The organism is Candidatus Desulfosporosinus nitrosoreducens, assembly GCF_030954495.1.
Taxonomy (GTDB): Bacteria; Bacillota; Desulfitobacteriia; order Desulfitobacteriales; family Desulfitobacteriaceae; genus Desulfosporosinus; species Desulfosporosinus nitrosoreducens.
The window spans coordinates 1-16,070 of the sequence record NZ_JAVHUW010000014.1; the positions used below are offsets into that span (position 1 = coordinate 1).

The window sequence follows — 16,070 nt, forward strand, 5'->3', positions numbered from 1 at the left end:
TCACCCGTCCGCCACTAAATGGCTCTCTAAGTAAACTTAGAGGTTGTTTGCTTTAGACTTGGATGTGTTAGGCTCGCCGCCAGCGTTCGTCCTGAGCCAGGATCTAACTCTCCAAAAAAGCTATTTCACTTCTTCAGTCGAAGGTGTTATCTTGCTCATGCTTTCATGATTCCGTGTGGAACTGTTGCGAGTCGCTCTAGGTGGCTGTCCGTGTTGTTTAGTTTTCAAAGACCATGGATATCTTCTCGACTTTGGAGCCATATCTTTTAGTTTAACATTCTCATTCAATATTGTCAATCATTATTTTTGTCTGCTTATTATTATTCTGTCTATCTAATTGGCAAGTTTTGAGAGAGTTTGTCGCCTTTTGTGGCGCTCAGTTATAGTACCATCATTTAAATAGTATTGTCAACTATAATTTTAGTATTTCTTTTTTAAAATACTAATACACAAAAGTTTCCATTTATTTATTGCTAATTTTATACAATTATTCAAACTTCTATGCAACTGAGGGTTGTAAAACATTTATTTCTCCGTGTAAATTAGACTAAAACGTTAAGAATCTTTTACTGAACCACCTCCGTCTAAAGTTGATGACCATCTGAATTCGACCCTCCGGTCGGCTGAAAGGCCTAAGTGCACTAAAAAGCGCACAGTTTTAAGCCAAGCCGCCTAACGGCGGGCTAAAGCAATGCTCGGAAAATAAAAATTCAACCCGCCAAGATCATTTTCTGAAACGAATGTTATTCGGTGCTTTAATTCTTTTAGGAGTACCTCTTCCGTCTTCTCTCTAGGACTATCCCTCTTGTTTGCGCGCTTCCGGAAAAAACAAGGACAACAGGAAGCTGATAACAGCAAAAATAAACAACCCCCAAAAAACATTGTGCAGGGAAAAAGCAAGCCCTGAAGTTAATGATTTCAATTCTCCTTGTGAAAGAGCCGCTCTCTTGATGGGGTCCAGTAAAAGATTAACAACATCTAAAGGCTCCCCGCTTCCCCCTTTTAAATAATCAACTAGTTTCAGGTTTAATACGCCGCCTAAAAGAGCCGCACCCATCGTGTTGCCCAAAATATTCATAAACATATTCGAAGCCGTCGCAACTCCGCGCATTTTCCACTCTACACTGTTCTGAATACCCACAATAAAAACAGTCCTGGCAAGCCCCATCCCGATCCCTATTAATAAGGAACCCGCACCGGCCCAGAGCCACCCTCTTTCCGGCTGTAAGGTTATAAAAAATATCGAACCAATTAAACTCCATATGCCGCCCAAAATGACGATACGGCGAAAACCATATTTGAACATAACTTTCCCTGCGAATGTTGCTGACACGACCCAGCCCATTGACATAAAGGCAAGTGCAAAACCCGCAGTTAAAGGGGACTTTTCCATAACTCCCTGAATATAAGTCGGTAAAAAGGAGGAAAGTCCAATAATTACTATGCCTGTTGTCAAGGTTGCCAGATTGGATATCAGAATAAGCGAATGCCGCCAAATCCACAAGGGCATAATTGGCTCAGCCGCCCGTTTCTCTTGCAAAACAAATAAAATGCTTCCGAGAATAAACAATCCTAATAACCCCAGGACCGGAGCCGACAACCAGTCCCAAGCTGTTCCGGCCTGGATAAAGACAACCATTAAGGAGCTGACAGAGATAAAAATCCACACTGAACCCAAATAATCAATTTCATGATTTTGAGAATGCACTGTCTCTTTAAGAAAAACCCAAATTCCCACCATTGAAATTAAACCAATCGGAACATTAATCCAAAAAATCCAAGACCAACTGACATATTGCACAAAAAAGGCGCCTAAAGCAGGACCTATGATTGACGATACGCCCCAAACACTGGAAAGGTAACCCTGAATACGAGCACGTTCTGAAATTTCGAAAATATCTCCGACAATCGTAGTCACAATTGGCTGGACGGCTCCCGCACCGAGACCTTGGATTAAACGGCATAAAATCAACATATTCATACTTTGCGAAAATCCGCAAAGCGTCGAGCCGATCAAAAAGACAATAACTCCAAAAGAGAAAACCGGTTTGCGGCCATACAAATCAGCTAATTTCCCATAAATGGGAATCGTAATTGCCTGTGCTAAAAGAAAGGCCGAAAACACCCAGCTAAACTTAGAAAATCCGCCAAGATCGGCCACAATGCTTGGTATTGCCGTAGCCACTATGGTCGCTTCGATGGCTGCCATAAACATAGCCAACATAATACACCCTAAGACAACCTTGCGATTTGTTTTAATTTTGTCTTTTGCCTCAAATTGTTCCTTATTCTGCATCTAAATAGCTCCTCTTTCATGAATAACGAAAATAAATTTCTCTAAAAATATTCCCCATTAAATAACTAAACAGCCTCTTTTTAATCTTTGACTAATCCTCTTTGATTCTTTAATACAATATCTTATGTTTCTCCAATACGGCCCTAATCGTAAACCATTCAACCTCAGCAGGAAGCAAATCTTTTATAGGACGAAGCTTCTCACGACCAACCTTTTTGACTGCTTCCAGAATAAGCGGTTCTTGTTCAAGCGGAATGAAATCATCCCAAGGAACAGCATGTCCCTCAAGACTGCAGCGCACCAGATGATCCTGTACGGTAAGTTCGGTTATCTTCCTAACCTTCCCGATTTCTTTGATGGAGTATCCTTCCTGGTACAATAAAAGAGATTGCATATGACTGGCAAGTTTGTTTTTTGACATATCCTTAGCGGTTGAATTAAGGTCAGCTCTTTCTCTTGAGGGTTTAAGCGTCGCATCCGATGTGTCTCTTGCCGGAAAAAAGGTGGAATTTACTCCTTTCGGCTCAGACGCTTCCCTAAAATTAGCTATTTCATTTAAAAATATGTCCCCATACTTCTCCAGCTTCCGTTCCCCAACTCCGCTTATGCGGATCATTTCCCTGGGATTCACAGGACAAACCTGGGACATTTCCCGCAACGTACTATCGGCAAAAATCATGTAAGGGGGTAGGTTTTCTTGAGACGCTAATTGCTTGCGCAAGGCGCGCAGCCGGTCAAAAAGGCTGACTTCCTCAGCGAGGTCACGCGCCGGCTGCTGCGATACCTTTTTCAAGACATTTGCCTCCCCCTTTATCACGGACACGGCAGCGGGCAAAAGCTTCAGTACCGGGTACTCCCCTGTTGATAATTGCAAATAACTTTCAGCAACCAAATAGTTAATGAGATCTTTAATCTCCTGAAGAGAAGTTTCTCTCATAAGTCCATAAGTAGAGAGCTTGTCAAAGTTTAGTTCGAAAATTTTGGCTTTGCGCGATCCTTTCAGCACCTCCGCGACCATCCCGATACCAAACCGTTCCCGCATTCTGTAGATACAGGAAAATATTTTCTGAGCATCTAAGGTTATATCCACCATTTCTCGGACATCCTTACAATTGCTACAATTTCCACACTGATCCTGGATATCTTCTTCTCCAAAGTATTCTAAAATTGTCTTCCGTAAGCAGCGCGACGTATGGCAGTAATCTACCATACCTTGAAGCTTTTTATGCTCATTCAATTTTCGCTCAGGCTGAAAAACGCTTTGTTCAATCAGAAATCTCTGTAAAACAACATCTTGCGCTGAAAAGAGCAGGATGCACTCTCCCGGCTCCCCATCACGCCCGGCACGCCCGGCCTCTTGGTAATAGGCTTCCATATTTTTCGGCATATTATAATGAATAACATAGCGCACGTTGGATTTATCGATACCCATGCCGAAGGCATTCGTGGCAACCATAATCGGAGTTTCATCGAACAAGAAATCGTCCTGACTTTTTTGACGATCCTGATCACTCATGCCGGCATGATATTTTCCGGCTTTCAAGCCGTGTTTCCTTAAAAATACCTGAAGTTGATCTACCTCTTTTCGCGTTCCAGCATAAATGATCCCCGCTTGGTCATTATGTATTTGCGCGTATTCCAAAACAAAAGCCTTCTTGTTCTCTCCTCGAATCGTCGTAAAGGACAAGTTGGGACGATCAAAACCTGTCACGAAAACATTCGGTTGATTCAATTCCAGTAAACGAACAATGTCTCTCTGAACTTCTTCTGTTGCTGTGGCGGTAAAAGCCCCAATGATTGGTTTTTGAGGCAGGGATCTTAAAAAAGGCCCAAGCTGCAGGTAACTTGGTCTGAAATCATGCCCCCATTGCGAGACACAATGCGCTTCATCAATTGCTAAAAAAGAAACATTCAGTGACCTTAAAAGTATTCCGAAGCTATCCGATTCCAAACGTTCCGGGGCAACATAGAGAAGCTTGTACTCTCCCCGTGCTGCTCGTCCAATTCGGGATCTTACTTCTGAGAAAGTCAAGGAGCTATTAATAAAAGTCGCCGGAACTCCAAACTGTTGAAGAGCATCTACTTGATCCTTCATCAAAGAAATCAAGGGTGAGATCACCAAAGTAGTTCCTTGGAACAATAAGGCCGGAATCTGGTAGGACAGTGATTTTCCTGCTCCTGTGGGCATTATGGCAAGCGTATCTTCGCCCTTAAGCAAACTTTCTATCACTTTTTGCTGCCCATCCCGAAACTGAGTATACCCAAAATATTTCTGTAACACTCTTAGAGCATTATCCATCGACATAATAAACAACTCCTTAAGTTATAAAGGCAGACTACTCTTATTATAGCAAAAAAATATAACTTAAGGCTGTTTACTTGACTCCGGAGTATTTCATCATTTAGAAACGCATAAATGACCGGTCAAATAGAACTTCACAAGCTGATCAGCTCTCCGTAAACTATTCTCAAAGCAGCCTCCTTGAAGCACTATGAAGTCTCTCTGCAAAAGAAAAAATCTCCAACATCCAAAAACTAAGTTGGAGAAACCATCCTTGGGAACTGCTGCGGTAAGCTATTGAGGTGTCCGGGCATCTAATAAACTCAAGGCTTTCGTCTGCATTTCAGAAGAAGCTTTCACCCCCGGACCCTGGCGGAACTCTTTAGGTTTCACTGGCTTCTCAAGTTGTTTCTCAAACTCGGTCATTTGCGGCCAGTATCGCTTCGGCATGAGAGTCATGCGGCAGCGGGGGTTTTCCCTGCCTTCAATAGCGATCGTATTATAGAATTGTTTCCATAAACGCCGGTACTCAATTTCTTCAGCGTCGGCTTCAGGCAATGTGAGATCGGCAACCGAGATCAATTCCGCTCTATGAGATCGATAGATTAAGGCCAGGCCATGTGTTTTGTCATAAATCATCAAAGATTCATCCCGGAATCGGTCACAGAAATGCGGAGAGATCAGAGGCAATACAAAATTCTTAGGTTCTATGACTGCCACGAGGACTTCCCCATAAACGGAAAATCTAAGAAAGCCCTTATACTTATTGCTTTCTGTAGTCAGATGATGAACCGCTTTTTGGAGAGAACAAACCGTATCCTCGGTGAGCATCGTCATGACGTTGCCTCCATAGTTATACCCCAGACGCAGAAAATGATAAATTAACAATTCTTTGCGGGGGGCGCAGGTTAAAAAACCAAGTCGGACTAACTCCTGAGCCTGGGTGGAAATTTTCAAAGGTATAGAATTGTAAACCCTCTCCGCTTTATGCACATCCGTCTCAATCCATTTGGCCGTATCAAAAAGACTTTGCTGCATATCCGGAGGACGGATGAGACTGGGGACCTCTCGGCACTCATAACTTGCAAAAACACAGCTCAGCAATCCTTCGAAACTGCCATCATAAGCATAAATTACGTCTGCACTGTCAGACATTGCCGCACATCCTCTCTCGTGATAAAGGGCTTAGCAAAAAACGACAGCTGCTCAGGATAGGCACCGTCAACCATGAGCTTCGGCCGATCAGCCAATAACGCTCTGATAGATCCGTCTGAGACTATTTTCAGTCCCTCTGCAATCTTTCCTTTACAGGTAATAAAGTATTGGGCTCTCTTTAAAACGATACCCATTTTTTTGAGACCGGAGAAATCAACCGGACCGTTTTTCCGGGCAGTAAGAATACGCCCGGCGCCGATTACCCCAATTCCCGGCACCCGCAAAAGCATCTCGTAGGGCGCCTTGTTAATCTCAATCGGAAACTTATCCAAATGATTGAGAGCCCAATTGCATTTTGGGTCAACCTGCAGATTGAAATTAGGGCTCTGTTCATCAAGCAGTTCCTTGGCTTCAAAGCCATAAAACCGCAATAACCAGTCCGCTTGATAAAGCCGGTGCTCCCGCATAAGGGGAGGCTTAGTGTCCAGCGAAGGCAAGAGCGAATGTTCGGCAACCGGCATGTACGCGGAAAAAAAGACCCTTTTAAGTCGGTATTTCCGATAAAGTCCTTCAGTAAGTGTTAATATTTTATGATCCGTATCAGGGGTCGCACCTATAATAAGCTGCGTACTCTGTCCTGCCGGCACAAATTTAGAGGCATGGCGAAATTTAACAAGGTCCGTACTATTTTCCTCAATTTTACTGCTAATCAAGCCCATCGGCCGTAAGATAGACTCTTTTGTCTTATTAGGCGCTAAGATTTTAAGACTTTCCTGGGAGGGAAGCTCAATATTTATGCTCATCCGATCGGCCAGAAGCCCTAAACGTGTAATTAACTCGCTATCTGCTCCCGGTATAGCCTTGACATGAATATATCCTGCGAAATGGTAATCGTTGCGCAACAGGGTAAGAGCCTTAATCATTTGTTCAATCGTATAATTCGGATTATTGATTACTCCGGAGCTGAGAAACAATCCTTCTATGTAATTGCGTCGATAAAAATTAATCGTCAGTTCCGCGAGCTCTCTGGGAGTGAAGGCTGCCCTCTCCGTATCGTTTGACACACGATTGACACAGTATTTACAATCAAAGACGCAGACATTTGTCATCAATACTTTCAGCAGAGATATGCACCGCCCATCTGCGGCAAAACTATGGCATATTCCAGCTTTTGTAGTGTTTCCGATCCCACCCTGCTTACTGTTTCTATCGACCCCGCTGGAGGTGCAGGCAACGTCATATTTGGCCGAATCCGCTAAAATAGTTAATTTATCATAGATATCAATCTTTCAACACCACCCGTCGTCCAGAACATACATGCTATAAACACTATAATACAAAACATATGTTCTTGTCAAAGGGTGAAAACCAAACATTTGTAAGGTCAAATGACGCTGCCGTCACATTCCAGCGCTCTGGACAAGGTTGCCGCAGCCAGGCGGATCTGATCTTCGGTTGGTTCTGCCGTTACAATATAGCGCTGAATGAGCCGAGCGAGCGCAAAGGCCGCTTTTAAACGGTATCGGCGCGAGCTCCAGTTATAGATTTCATAACTAAGCGCTAAAACTACAACCATTAATAACAGTGGCATAGTAACAAACGACAATAAAATAACTATTGGAACCGCGATGACCGCCATATTAGTCCCACATCGTTCACTAATTCGACTAGCTTCTCTTACCACCTCTAAGGAAAGATCTGCCCCGCTGGTATAAATGTTATAAGCTTTGTGCTCCGCTCCATGAAACTGCCAAAGACGTTTCAGAAGAACTACCAGGAGAATAAGAACAACAGCATAAAGAGCAAGATCAACCCCAAGTGAATCGAAAGCCAGCGGCTCGCTATCAGGAAACAGCCGCTCCCAAGGAATTGAAAGAAAAAGGATAAGACCGAGAAATAGCTTGAGATTTAGTTTCAGCAATTTAGAAATTCCACGCAAGAAAGGCACTTTATCCAGCAGATTAAAGATCCTTAGCCCCGGCAAGCGATGCACACTGATAGATATTTTTCCTTGAGACAATTTGCCGCGAACAACATGGGTGTTGGTGGCAAACGTGATTCCGTTTAGATGGGCCCGACCTCCTATGACCGTCAAATATCTCACCCTCATTACCTGCTTTTTGCCGACATTTCAAACTATGGGAAGCTTTTTAGTTTAGCTTTTAAACAAAGAACTAATCTTTACTTGCCCTTATCCATCATTTGCGGCCTTAAATTTAAGTCAAACTAAGTATTATTCTACCCTATGATTGCGAAAGTTTCTATGTCAGCATTCCTCCAGAGCTGTGCAGATGTATTAAATACGGGGCCGGACCCCTTCACCGGAACTATTGCTTTCTGACAGTTAAGGCAAAAGCGCGAATTCAAGCGCTTTTGCCTTTCAAACAGTGCGCTTATTGTTGGGCGGAATTATAACCTTTTAAAACATCTGTCCATAACGTCGGATCTTCAATTCCTAAGCGCCAAATAGCAACTCCATGCAATTGACTCTTCTTGGCATAACCTAATTTTGCGCTAAGGCTGCGAACATCTTCTAAATAGACCTCATGACGCACCCCGGCAACAGTATAAGCATAGTGGGGAACCTGCTGCGTTTCGTCATACAGGACACTTACGCCAAGCTTGCGAGCTAGAGCAAGAGCTTTCGCATACGTAAGGTAATCGGGAAAAGTAGGTTTATTGGAGGCCCAGTCACTGGCATATACGGGCAGGCCCATAATAATTTTCTGCTTAGGAATCCTGTCTTGGGCAAAATCGATAACTCGATTCACCCAGCCCTGTGAAGCAATGGGGCCTTGAGTTGTACCCACGCCATGCTCTTCATAAGTCATCAGAACAACTTGATCGGCAGATTTGCCTATTGCGGCATAGTCGAACCCGCCAGACCATAGGTCGTTCGGCACATCCTGGTACTTTGCGGGGATTGACACATTGAGAATTTTATCTTTGTCTTTTAAAGACGTATGTAATTCATCAAGAAAATCCGAATAAGCCTGGCGATCACCGGCTGGAATTTTTTCAATATCAACCGCTAGGCCATCCCAGTTTTCTTTCACCGTTAATGCCACCAGGTTTCTAATAAAATCAGAGCGTATTGTTTTATTGGCTAAGACCTGGTGAGCCAATTGAGAATTAAACCCTTTGCTGTCCAGATTATGAACCAAGGCAAAAGCCTTGGCTCCGTTTTTTTGAACAGTTTCCTTGAGGTTTAAATCAATATTGCCGGTGCGTTTTATTGTTCCGGTCCCATTAAAAGAGTACCAAAAAAACGCGACCTCATCGAGATTTTTAATATTTTTAAGCACAGAATTCTTGGAAGCCTGAGAATCGGTATAAAAGCCTAAAACTATATGCTCATTTGGATTCAAGACATTTTTACGCGCAGCTTCCGCCGCCGGAGGTTGGCGGTCAGCACCTGTTCTGGGAGGTGAAAACAGCCGCAGGTTCTTAGCTTCTGAGCATCCGCCGAGCATAGAACTGAGAATTATAGAACCTATAATTATTAAAGTCAGATACCTTTTCATAGTTTTACTCCTTCGTCATTTTAGGTTATCTGACTTCTATTTTGTCCTCACTCATTTTTCAATATGTACCAGGGCAAGACTTATAATTGTCCCCTGACTTAAGAAAAAAGCTACCAACCGATAAGAGCTGGAGAGTCAGCAGCGTGTTGTTGCCTATTTCTAAGTCCGGATTTCAGGGTTCCGGCATAGCAGTAGACACAGCCATAGAGACAGGTGTCGTAAACTCCAATATCCTTGCTCAAAATACAACCACAAGCTGGGCGTTGTGACTTATCTTTAAGTTTTTTAATGTCCAAACCCAATACCTGTCGAATATATTGCTCATCAATACATTTTCCCGGAGAGATGCCGTATGACTCAAGGGGAACAGTTTCGGCGCAGCTAAATATCCCCATTTCATTCTTTTCAGCGAACTTGGAAAGAGAGCTCATTAAATTTCCGATTTCTTGAAGGTTAACCTCTTTAGCGATCAATACATCTTGATTTTTGAGTTTTTCTAACTCGTGCGCAGATTTTCGATAGTCATCAACAATACTGACTACTACTCGGTGGGTCTTTCCCCGCAAGGAGCGGGCAATTTTCTCAAATTGTTGCAAATGATAATCAAACCCCGTAATATTGCTAATAACAATAGGATCATAGCGCCAAATCACCTTGTCAGGACCTATCTCCGCCGCTAACCGGGAGAATGTTTCAATCGCTGTGTCTAAGGGAGGTACATAAGGCTCTAAGGGAGAAGGATAGCCATTAACCGTATATTGAAAATAATATTTGAATCCGCCCGCGTCCAATTCCTGCAAGTGCTGGATTAGAGGTCCTGCGTTCTTTGTCCAAAACACGATTAAATCGACATCTGCAGGAAGCAGCGATACTCTGGTAACCTGACGACGGTTGAAGGGATTAACTACAGTACAATACCCTTCTCGAATTCTGTTTATAAACCACCGGGAATAAAATGCCGGAATATCTGTTCTCCGGCTAGCGCTGATAATAATAGCGGCCATCTCCAGTCTTATCAAACTCTATAAAGAAGACTTGATTCAGGTGGAGTTTTAATCCAGCTGAATCTTAGTCGCACTTATCCAGGGACTTAGCCGCTCTTAACTCACCGCTTGCCGAAGCGGGAGTCTTAGAGCGGATTAGTCAGCGGATAAAATTCGTTCACTCCTGCAGTAGAAGCTGCCTGTCGGGTCTACTGATTTTTGAGGATGTTTTTTAGGATAGCGCTAAGATTTTTAAAAGAATGGAACTGATGTTATGAAAACATATCTAAATTATCAGATAGCCGAGAAGTATGAAGGCTTGACGGTTGAGGCTTACTTAAAGCAAGTTCTAACATATTCGGGAAGAAAAATCCAGAAGCTGACCCGGCAAAAGGGAGTTTTACTAAACAAAAAACCAGTTTATTTACAGAAAAAAATCCAGACAGGGGATGTTTTACGCGTTTTAGTTTTAGGAGACTCCTCCTATGGGGTCGAGCCAGAGCCAAGTCCAATTGAAATCCTGTATGAAGACAGCTATCTCATCGTATTGAACAAGCCCTCCGGCCTTTTAGTTCACCCGACAGGCCAAACAACTCATGGGACATTGAGCAACTATCTTGCTCATTATTATCAACAACAGGGAGTTATCAGCACGATCCGTCCCATACACCGTCTGGACCGAGAAACCTCGGGCTGCGTTGTATTTGCTAAAGATAGTCAAACCCAAGCACTGTTAGAAAAATTATTGCGGGAAGGAAGCATAAAGCGCACTTATCAAGCCTTGATCGAGGGAACTTTAACTCCCGCAAACGGTACTGTCAATGCCCCGATCGGTCCCCATCCCGGCAAACCGAATCGCCGTGCCGTAAACTCAAAAGGAGATCCGGCTATAACCCATTATAAGACAATTAAGAGCTTTGCCAACTCGTCCCTTTTAGAATTATCCTTGGAGACAGGCAGAACCCATCAAATTCGCGTTCATTTAGCCTACCTTGGACATCCGATCATCGGAGACAGGATGTATGGCAAAAACTCAAGCCTCATTGCCGGACAAGCCTTGCACGCTTATTCACTGCAACTCCCCCACCCCCTTGAGCAGCGGGAAATTGCTCTTGAAGCGCCCTTTCCGACAAATTTCTTACACTTGCTTGACCGTTGCACTCACAGTTCAAACCAATAATCAATAGATTAGCTCAGCACTAAACTCAAGGCAACTCTTACCGGCCAAGGAACAAAAAAAGAGAACGGCAATTCATCCCCTGCCTTCGCTCCCGCTCTCACGAGCAAGGTATGCTAAGAGGTGGGGGACTTCTTGCCGCACGAGGTTAAATTATTTCAAGTGGAATCTTCACAGTTGCGCATGCGTTGCTAAAAGGGTTGGGCGTAACGATTAACTCAAACGTTTGAGGCACCTTTGCCACTTCATAGCCTAGCTCACCTGTCATTTTGCCCCCGGCAACAAGTGTCCCGTTCATTTCATGCTTAACTGCCAGATATGCCCCTATACTAAAAGCTTGCTTTCTGCCGCGATTATCTTTCAGCTTAAACCCTACTAGACTCCTTACCTCAACATTGCTGGAACCTTTATTTTCTATTGTAAGATCTATTAAGAGATACGTATTCCCTTCTTTGGGCAGTATGGAATGATTAGAATTACCATCCGTCATTCTGACACCATTTACCGTATAGTACAGCTCTCCCATTTGGAAAGTTTCACCTACAGCATAGGTCCCTTGTCTGAGCGACGTTAAGGTTGCTACAGGCTGCGCCTGAGCCGGCAATGAATTAAAATGGGGATTTGATGTTGAGGGTCCGCAGCCGGTCACGAGCAAAATTATGCCAATCAATATGAGAAGGCAATTAAAACTGCGGTAATTTATTAATCGGCAACGACATTGAGAACTAAAATGCAAGTCTGTGAATTTCCACATATTCTAATCCTCCTCCGCTTGGAATTAGCCCGGAATTGATACCCCAATAACTTCTTAACTGAAGATTACACGCAAATTTCCTTAGTGTCTATAGGTAATGAATATGGTTCTATAAATTATTTTTATTGTATAAATGTTGGATTTTGCCCTATTTTGCCATGATTCGTCGATTTTTATACTTAGTTATTTCAAACGTTAATTTCTCAGCCTTTTTAACGGACTGCTCGAAAATTACTATAATAATTCACGATGACGCAATTAGTTAGAAAGATTTAAGGCAGTGCCGCAGAATATCAGATTAGTTAATGTCGAGAATTTAGGAGGTTTTATAATGGAGGCTCTTTTTCAACGCAATTGGTATACTGAAGTGCGTCGGAGCGGTAACGGTCTGCTTAAAGCCAAAACCAGTTATGTTGACACACACAGAGAAGCTGTGGCTCACCTTACGGTCGATATTAATACGTTTGTTATTCAAGAAGCTTTTTGGGAAGAGCAAAGGTCTTCCCAGCCTATTAAAGCCCGGACCCTTCAAGTGACCCCTCTGCTTGGCTCCGAGGCATATTTAAGTTCTGCCGGTGTGCTGAAAGAGACGGCAGCTTTTCTTAAGGACTCTCTGGCCACCGCCTTGTTTTCGGAAACTGTTAAAGGAATCATCCAAGCGGAAACTTTTCTCCTCAGTGAACGCGGCTATTCATCAAAAGAGGACTATGATAGCGCCTGGATGAATTTTTATTCCGGCTCCTGCCGCTACTTCAGCAATTTAAACCGGATTACTAAGACTTGGTTCGACCACGTTGGAGAGAGCGAGCGCACTGGCAATTTATTTGTTCGTTTTAAAACTCAAAGCTTCATCAATCTTGGAGAGAACAGCTATTTACTAATAGGGAACTTAAGTGATTCTTTTCATGAAGTCAATGTCCAAATAACTTTAAAAGAAGGGATCGTGGAAGAGGTGAATGGTGCTCTTCTGCGCGCTCCTGATTTAGTTTGCCGTGAGTCGGTATCTTTACTCTCCAACCTCCAAGGCATTGCCATAAAAGGGACCGGCAAAAAAGAACTTGCCGGCATTTTAGGCGGAGAACAAGGGTGTATTCACCTAATTGATTTAGTCAATGACTGTATCAAGGCTATCATTTGCTGATTCTAAGATTTTTGATTTAAACCATTATCCAATAAAAAATACCCGCCTTCATCTTCGCGATCCGGGCGGGTATTGTCTTTAATTTAATTGCTAAATTTTTTCCTGAGGATTATTTGTAGCACTCGTAGGAACCTTCTTTTTATCATTATCTGAATTTGGCCGCTTGTCAAAGAGATTCGCGGCGTGAGTCCTTGACTTATCCGTTTTCTTATTGCTCATTCCAACAGTTCTCCTTTCAGGCAGAATATAAGTATATCTGCATCATAGATTCCCCGAATTGCGCAACAAGATACATAGGCTTTTTTTCCTCCCTCGAATCGGATAAATCAGACTATTTCTCAAATACTTTCTTCTTGTCTGAAATTTGTCTTAATGTTTACAGGCTCTTCACTCCCATTGACCCGATAGATTTCTTTGCGCTTAATCTTGGAGATTTGAACCAGTAAAACACCGCACAAGATAGTAATTGCGGAAACAACGACATTAGAGGATATTGGTTCCGCCAGGATAACCGCACCCAGAAAAACGCCAACCAAAGGATTAATATAGGCGTATGTACCTGCTTTAGAGGCCGGCCAATGCTGCAAAACATAAATATAAGAACTATAACCGAGAATTGAACCAAACAGAATCAAGTAGGCCATGGCTCCAAGCCCTTTCGTTGATAAATGCACTCTGGAGGCCTCACCCATAAATAAGCCGACAATAATTAAGCCAATTCCACCGCTCAGCATTTGCAGGCCAATGTTTATAACTGTTGAACCTGACGGTTTAAATCTTTGGGAATAAACAGAGCCTACGGACCATAAGAAAGCGGCTAATACCAGGAGCAAGACGCCTGAGATATTAACGGCTTCTGTTCCGGCATCAAACAATACCAGGAACGCAACACCACCGAATCCCAAAAGCAAACCCAGCCAGCCTCTGGGGCTTAACTTTGCAGCATTAGGCAAAAACAATTCTAAGATGGCGTTAAACAATGGAATAATGGCCAATAAAAGCGAAGCAATACCCGAATAGACCCACTGCTCGGCAAAGACGACAAGCCCATTGCCGCCAAGCAACAGAAATAAGCCCACAATGGCCTGCCGTCTGACATCTGTGAACGTCTCCGGAAACTTCTGCTTTTTAAAATAGCCAAACATCAGCATGAGCAGACCGGCAAGCAGGAAACGCATGCCGGCAAATAATTCGGGCGGAAACGCACTTACCCCGATCCTGATGGCCAGATAGGTCGACCCCCAGAGAATACATACTGCTATGTAGGCTATGATGACTTTAGCCTCTTCCCTATTATTCATACTCACTCTCATTCGCTCCTCTTCCAATGCACTCCGTTCTCTAAGCCATTTCTGCTTAAAGCAAACGGAATGCTCAATTGCAGGGCAGTCTTTACAATTTAACCAGCAGCCCTTTGCAAAGCGGCCGAAAATATCGGATTATTAGCTTAATCCCTCTGCACCCGGTCTTGTATTTGCAAATCTCTTTGCAACCCAATCCATTTAACAGCCCACTTTTGCAGCTCATCAAAAACCGGTATGAGGTCCCTCCCTTTCGAGCTTAAACTATATTCGATCCGAACGGGCATTTCAGGGTAAACGTGACGGTGAATGATTCCTTCACACTCAAGCTCCTTTAAGCGTTCGGTCAGTACTCTGCCACTGACATTGGGGATGGTTTCCGCCAACTCTTTGAATCGTTTCGGCCCAGTTTGCAAGACCCGGATAATTAAGCCCGTCCACCGCTTCCCAATTAATTCAAACGCTGATTCAAATTTAGGACATAATTGATAATCTTCCATCTTCAAACCACCCTTCGTAACTTAGATTATAGTTTAACACATTTATTTACTTGACGGTAGTTACTCATTTATAGTACTATACTTACATAAGGTAACTAATTGTTTTTAACTCCATACTTTATCGTATCAGCTAAAAGAATTATACCCTAATAATAAGCAGGCGAGGTGCGTGATATTATCAATCTAAAGAATTATTAGAGAAATGCACTCAGTCAGAGGATCAGCTTAACTTACCGCAGTCAGCTATGGGTTATTTCTTTCTGCCTATGAAATGATTTACTTGAAAATAGGCATATTAAGACTGAAAACATAACGATCGTAAACTCATACGACGGAGTTTTCGCCAACGATTACTGAATAAACTTAGAGGAGTTGATTGCCCAATGATTACTGGAGATATGTCCATCACGGAAATCGTAGAAAAATATCCTAAGACCACCGATATACTTCTCAGCTACGGCATGCACTGCTTCGGGTGTATGGCTGCACGCTTTGAAAACCTGGAACAGGGAGCTTTGGCTCACGGAATTGACGTTCAACGTTTACTCAAAGACCTTAATGCTGCAGCAGCTAACTAAACAACCTCTATCTGATATCTACGGTTAATTCCATAATGTTTAAGGGAGCGTCGCAGAACTACTTTAATTGAAGTAGAAAGCGGCGCTCCCCTTTTGCTCTTTTACGGTAAAATAATTCGCGCTTAGATTATGATCTTAAATTTCTGGCTCAGCCTTCGTCTGAGGTATAACATAATGAGCTTTTGTAAACTAACTTTGGCAAGATGACAGGCGATAGTTATCTATAATTTACCAAACAGTGTATTGAATAAGGTATTATAAGTGTATAAAATAGAGACAATACTGCTATTTCCGTGACAATTCCTACTTTTTCGCCAACAAAGCTTATAAGTCTAAATGAACGCGACTGGGAGATGCTACTATGAATCCGCGGAAAAATC

At 43.0% G+C, this 16,070-nt stretch carries 14 protein-coding genes and 1 rRNA gene; 3 read left to right on the top strand and 12 right to left on the bottom strand.

The features are described from left to right. From REC12_RS00785 to REC12_RS00820, 8 genes are all read right to left on the bottom strand, one after another. Positions 1-118: ribosomal RNA gene (locus REC12_RS00785) — 16S ribosomal RNA — on the bottom strand; the annotation flags it as partial. A gap of 678 nt (positions 119-796) precedes the next feature. Beyond that, the gene (locus tag REC12_RS00790; protein ID WP_308891661.1) at positions 797-2,296 is read right to left on the bottom strand and encodes an MDR family MFS transporter; all 1,500 of its coding nucleotides are present in this window, start codon (positions 2,294-2,296) and stop codon (positions 797-799) included. Between the two features lie 109 nt (positions 2,297-2,405). Continuing rightward, positions 2,406-4,601, bottom strand: coding sequence for a DNA helicase RecQ (recQ, locus tag REC12_RS00795; protein WP_308891664.1), 2,196 nt, complete (start codon positions 4,599-4,601; stop codon positions 2,406-2,408). A 270-nt stretch (positions 4,602-4,871) separates the two neighbouring features. Next, the gene (locus tag REC12_RS00800) at positions 4,872-5,732 is read right to left on the bottom strand and encodes a TIGR03915 family putative DNA repair protein (RefSeq protein ID WP_308891667.1); all 861 of its coding nucleotides are present in this window, start codon (positions 5,730-5,732) and stop codon (positions 4,872-4,874) included. Next, a complete protein-coding gene (locus REC12_RS00805; protein ID WP_308891710.1) occupies positions 5,711-7,018 on the bottom strand; it encodes a putative DNA modification/repair radical SAM protein in 1,308 nt (435 codons plus the stop codon). The genes REC12_RS00800 and REC12_RS00805 overlap by 22 nt, the downstream gene beginning before the upstream one ends. Before the next feature lie 98 nt (positions 7,019-7,116). Further along, entirely contained in the window at positions 7,117-7,842 is a 726-nt protein-coding gene (locus REC12_RS00810; protein WP_308891669.1) for a DUF1385 domain-containing protein, read from the bottom strand. 283 nt (positions 7,843-8,125) lie between these two features. Next, positions 8,126-9,256, bottom strand: coding sequence for a glycosyl hydrolase family 18 protein (locus REC12_RS00815; RefSeq protein WP_308891670.1), 1,131 nt, complete (start codon positions 9,254-9,256; stop codon positions 8,126-8,128). A gap of 110 nt (positions 9,257-9,366) precedes the next feature. After that, a complete protein-coding gene (locus REC12_RS00820; protein ID WP_308891672.1) occupies positions 9,367-10,260 on the bottom strand; it encodes a DUF1848 domain-containing protein in 894 nt (297 codons plus the stop codon). 253 nt (positions 10,261-10,513) lie between these two features. Here REC12_RS00820 and REC12_RS00825 point away from each other — a divergent pair, with 253 nt between their 5' ends. Beyond that, on the top strand, positions 10,514-11,419 hold the full coding sequence (locus tag REC12_RS00825) for an RluA family pseudouridine synthase (protein WP_308891674.1): 906 nt from the start codon (positions 10,514-10,516) through the stop codon (positions 11,417-11,419). 145 nt (positions 11,420-11,564) lie between these two features. On the opposite strand, the gene REC12_RS00830 is transcribed toward REC12_RS00825, so the two are convergent. Further along, positions 11,565-12,170: a DUF4352 domain-containing protein gene (locus REC12_RS00830; RefSeq protein WP_308891676.1), complete on the bottom strand. Its 606-nt coding sequence runs from the start codon at positions 12,168-12,170 to the stop codon at positions 11,565-11,567. Between the two features lie 331 nt (positions 12,171-12,501). Here REC12_RS00830 and REC12_RS00835 point away from each other — a divergent pair, with 331 nt between their 5' ends. Beyond that, entirely contained in the window at positions 12,502-13,311 is an 810-nt protein-coding gene (locus REC12_RS00835) for a DUF2889 domain-containing protein (RefSeq protein WP_308891679.1), read from the top strand. Between the two features lie 90 nt (positions 13,312-13,401). On the opposite strand, the gene REC12_RS00840 is transcribed toward REC12_RS00835, so the two are convergent. The 3 genes from REC12_RS00840 to REC12_RS00850 form a co-directional block, all read right to left on the bottom strand. Beyond that, positions 13,402-13,530: a hypothetical protein gene (locus REC12_RS00840; protein WP_308891681.1), complete on the bottom strand. Its 129-nt coding sequence runs from the start codon at positions 13,528-13,530 to the stop codon at positions 13,402-13,404. A gap of 119 nt (positions 13,531-13,649) precedes the next feature. After that, the gene (locus REC12_RS00845) at positions 13,650-14,612 is read right to left on the bottom strand and encodes an EamA family transporter (protein ID WP_308891711.1); all 963 of its coding nucleotides are present in this window, start codon (positions 14,610-14,612) and stop codon (positions 13,650-13,652) included. A 146-nt stretch (positions 14,613-14,758) separates the two neighbouring features. Then, entirely contained in the window at positions 14,759-15,112 is a 354-nt protein-coding gene (locus REC12_RS00850) for a winged helix-turn-helix transcriptional regulator (RefSeq protein ID WP_308891683.1), read from the bottom strand. A gap of 383 nt (positions 15,113-15,495) precedes the next feature. Here REC12_RS00850 and REC12_RS00855 point away from each other — a divergent pair, with 383 nt between their 5' ends. Beyond that, positions 15,496-15,690: a DUF1858 domain-containing protein gene (locus tag REC12_RS00855; RefSeq protein WP_308891685.1), complete on the top strand. Its 195-nt coding sequence runs from the start codon at positions 15,496-15,498 to the stop codon at positions 15,688-15,690. Positions 15,691-16,070: the final 380 nt, after the last annotated feature.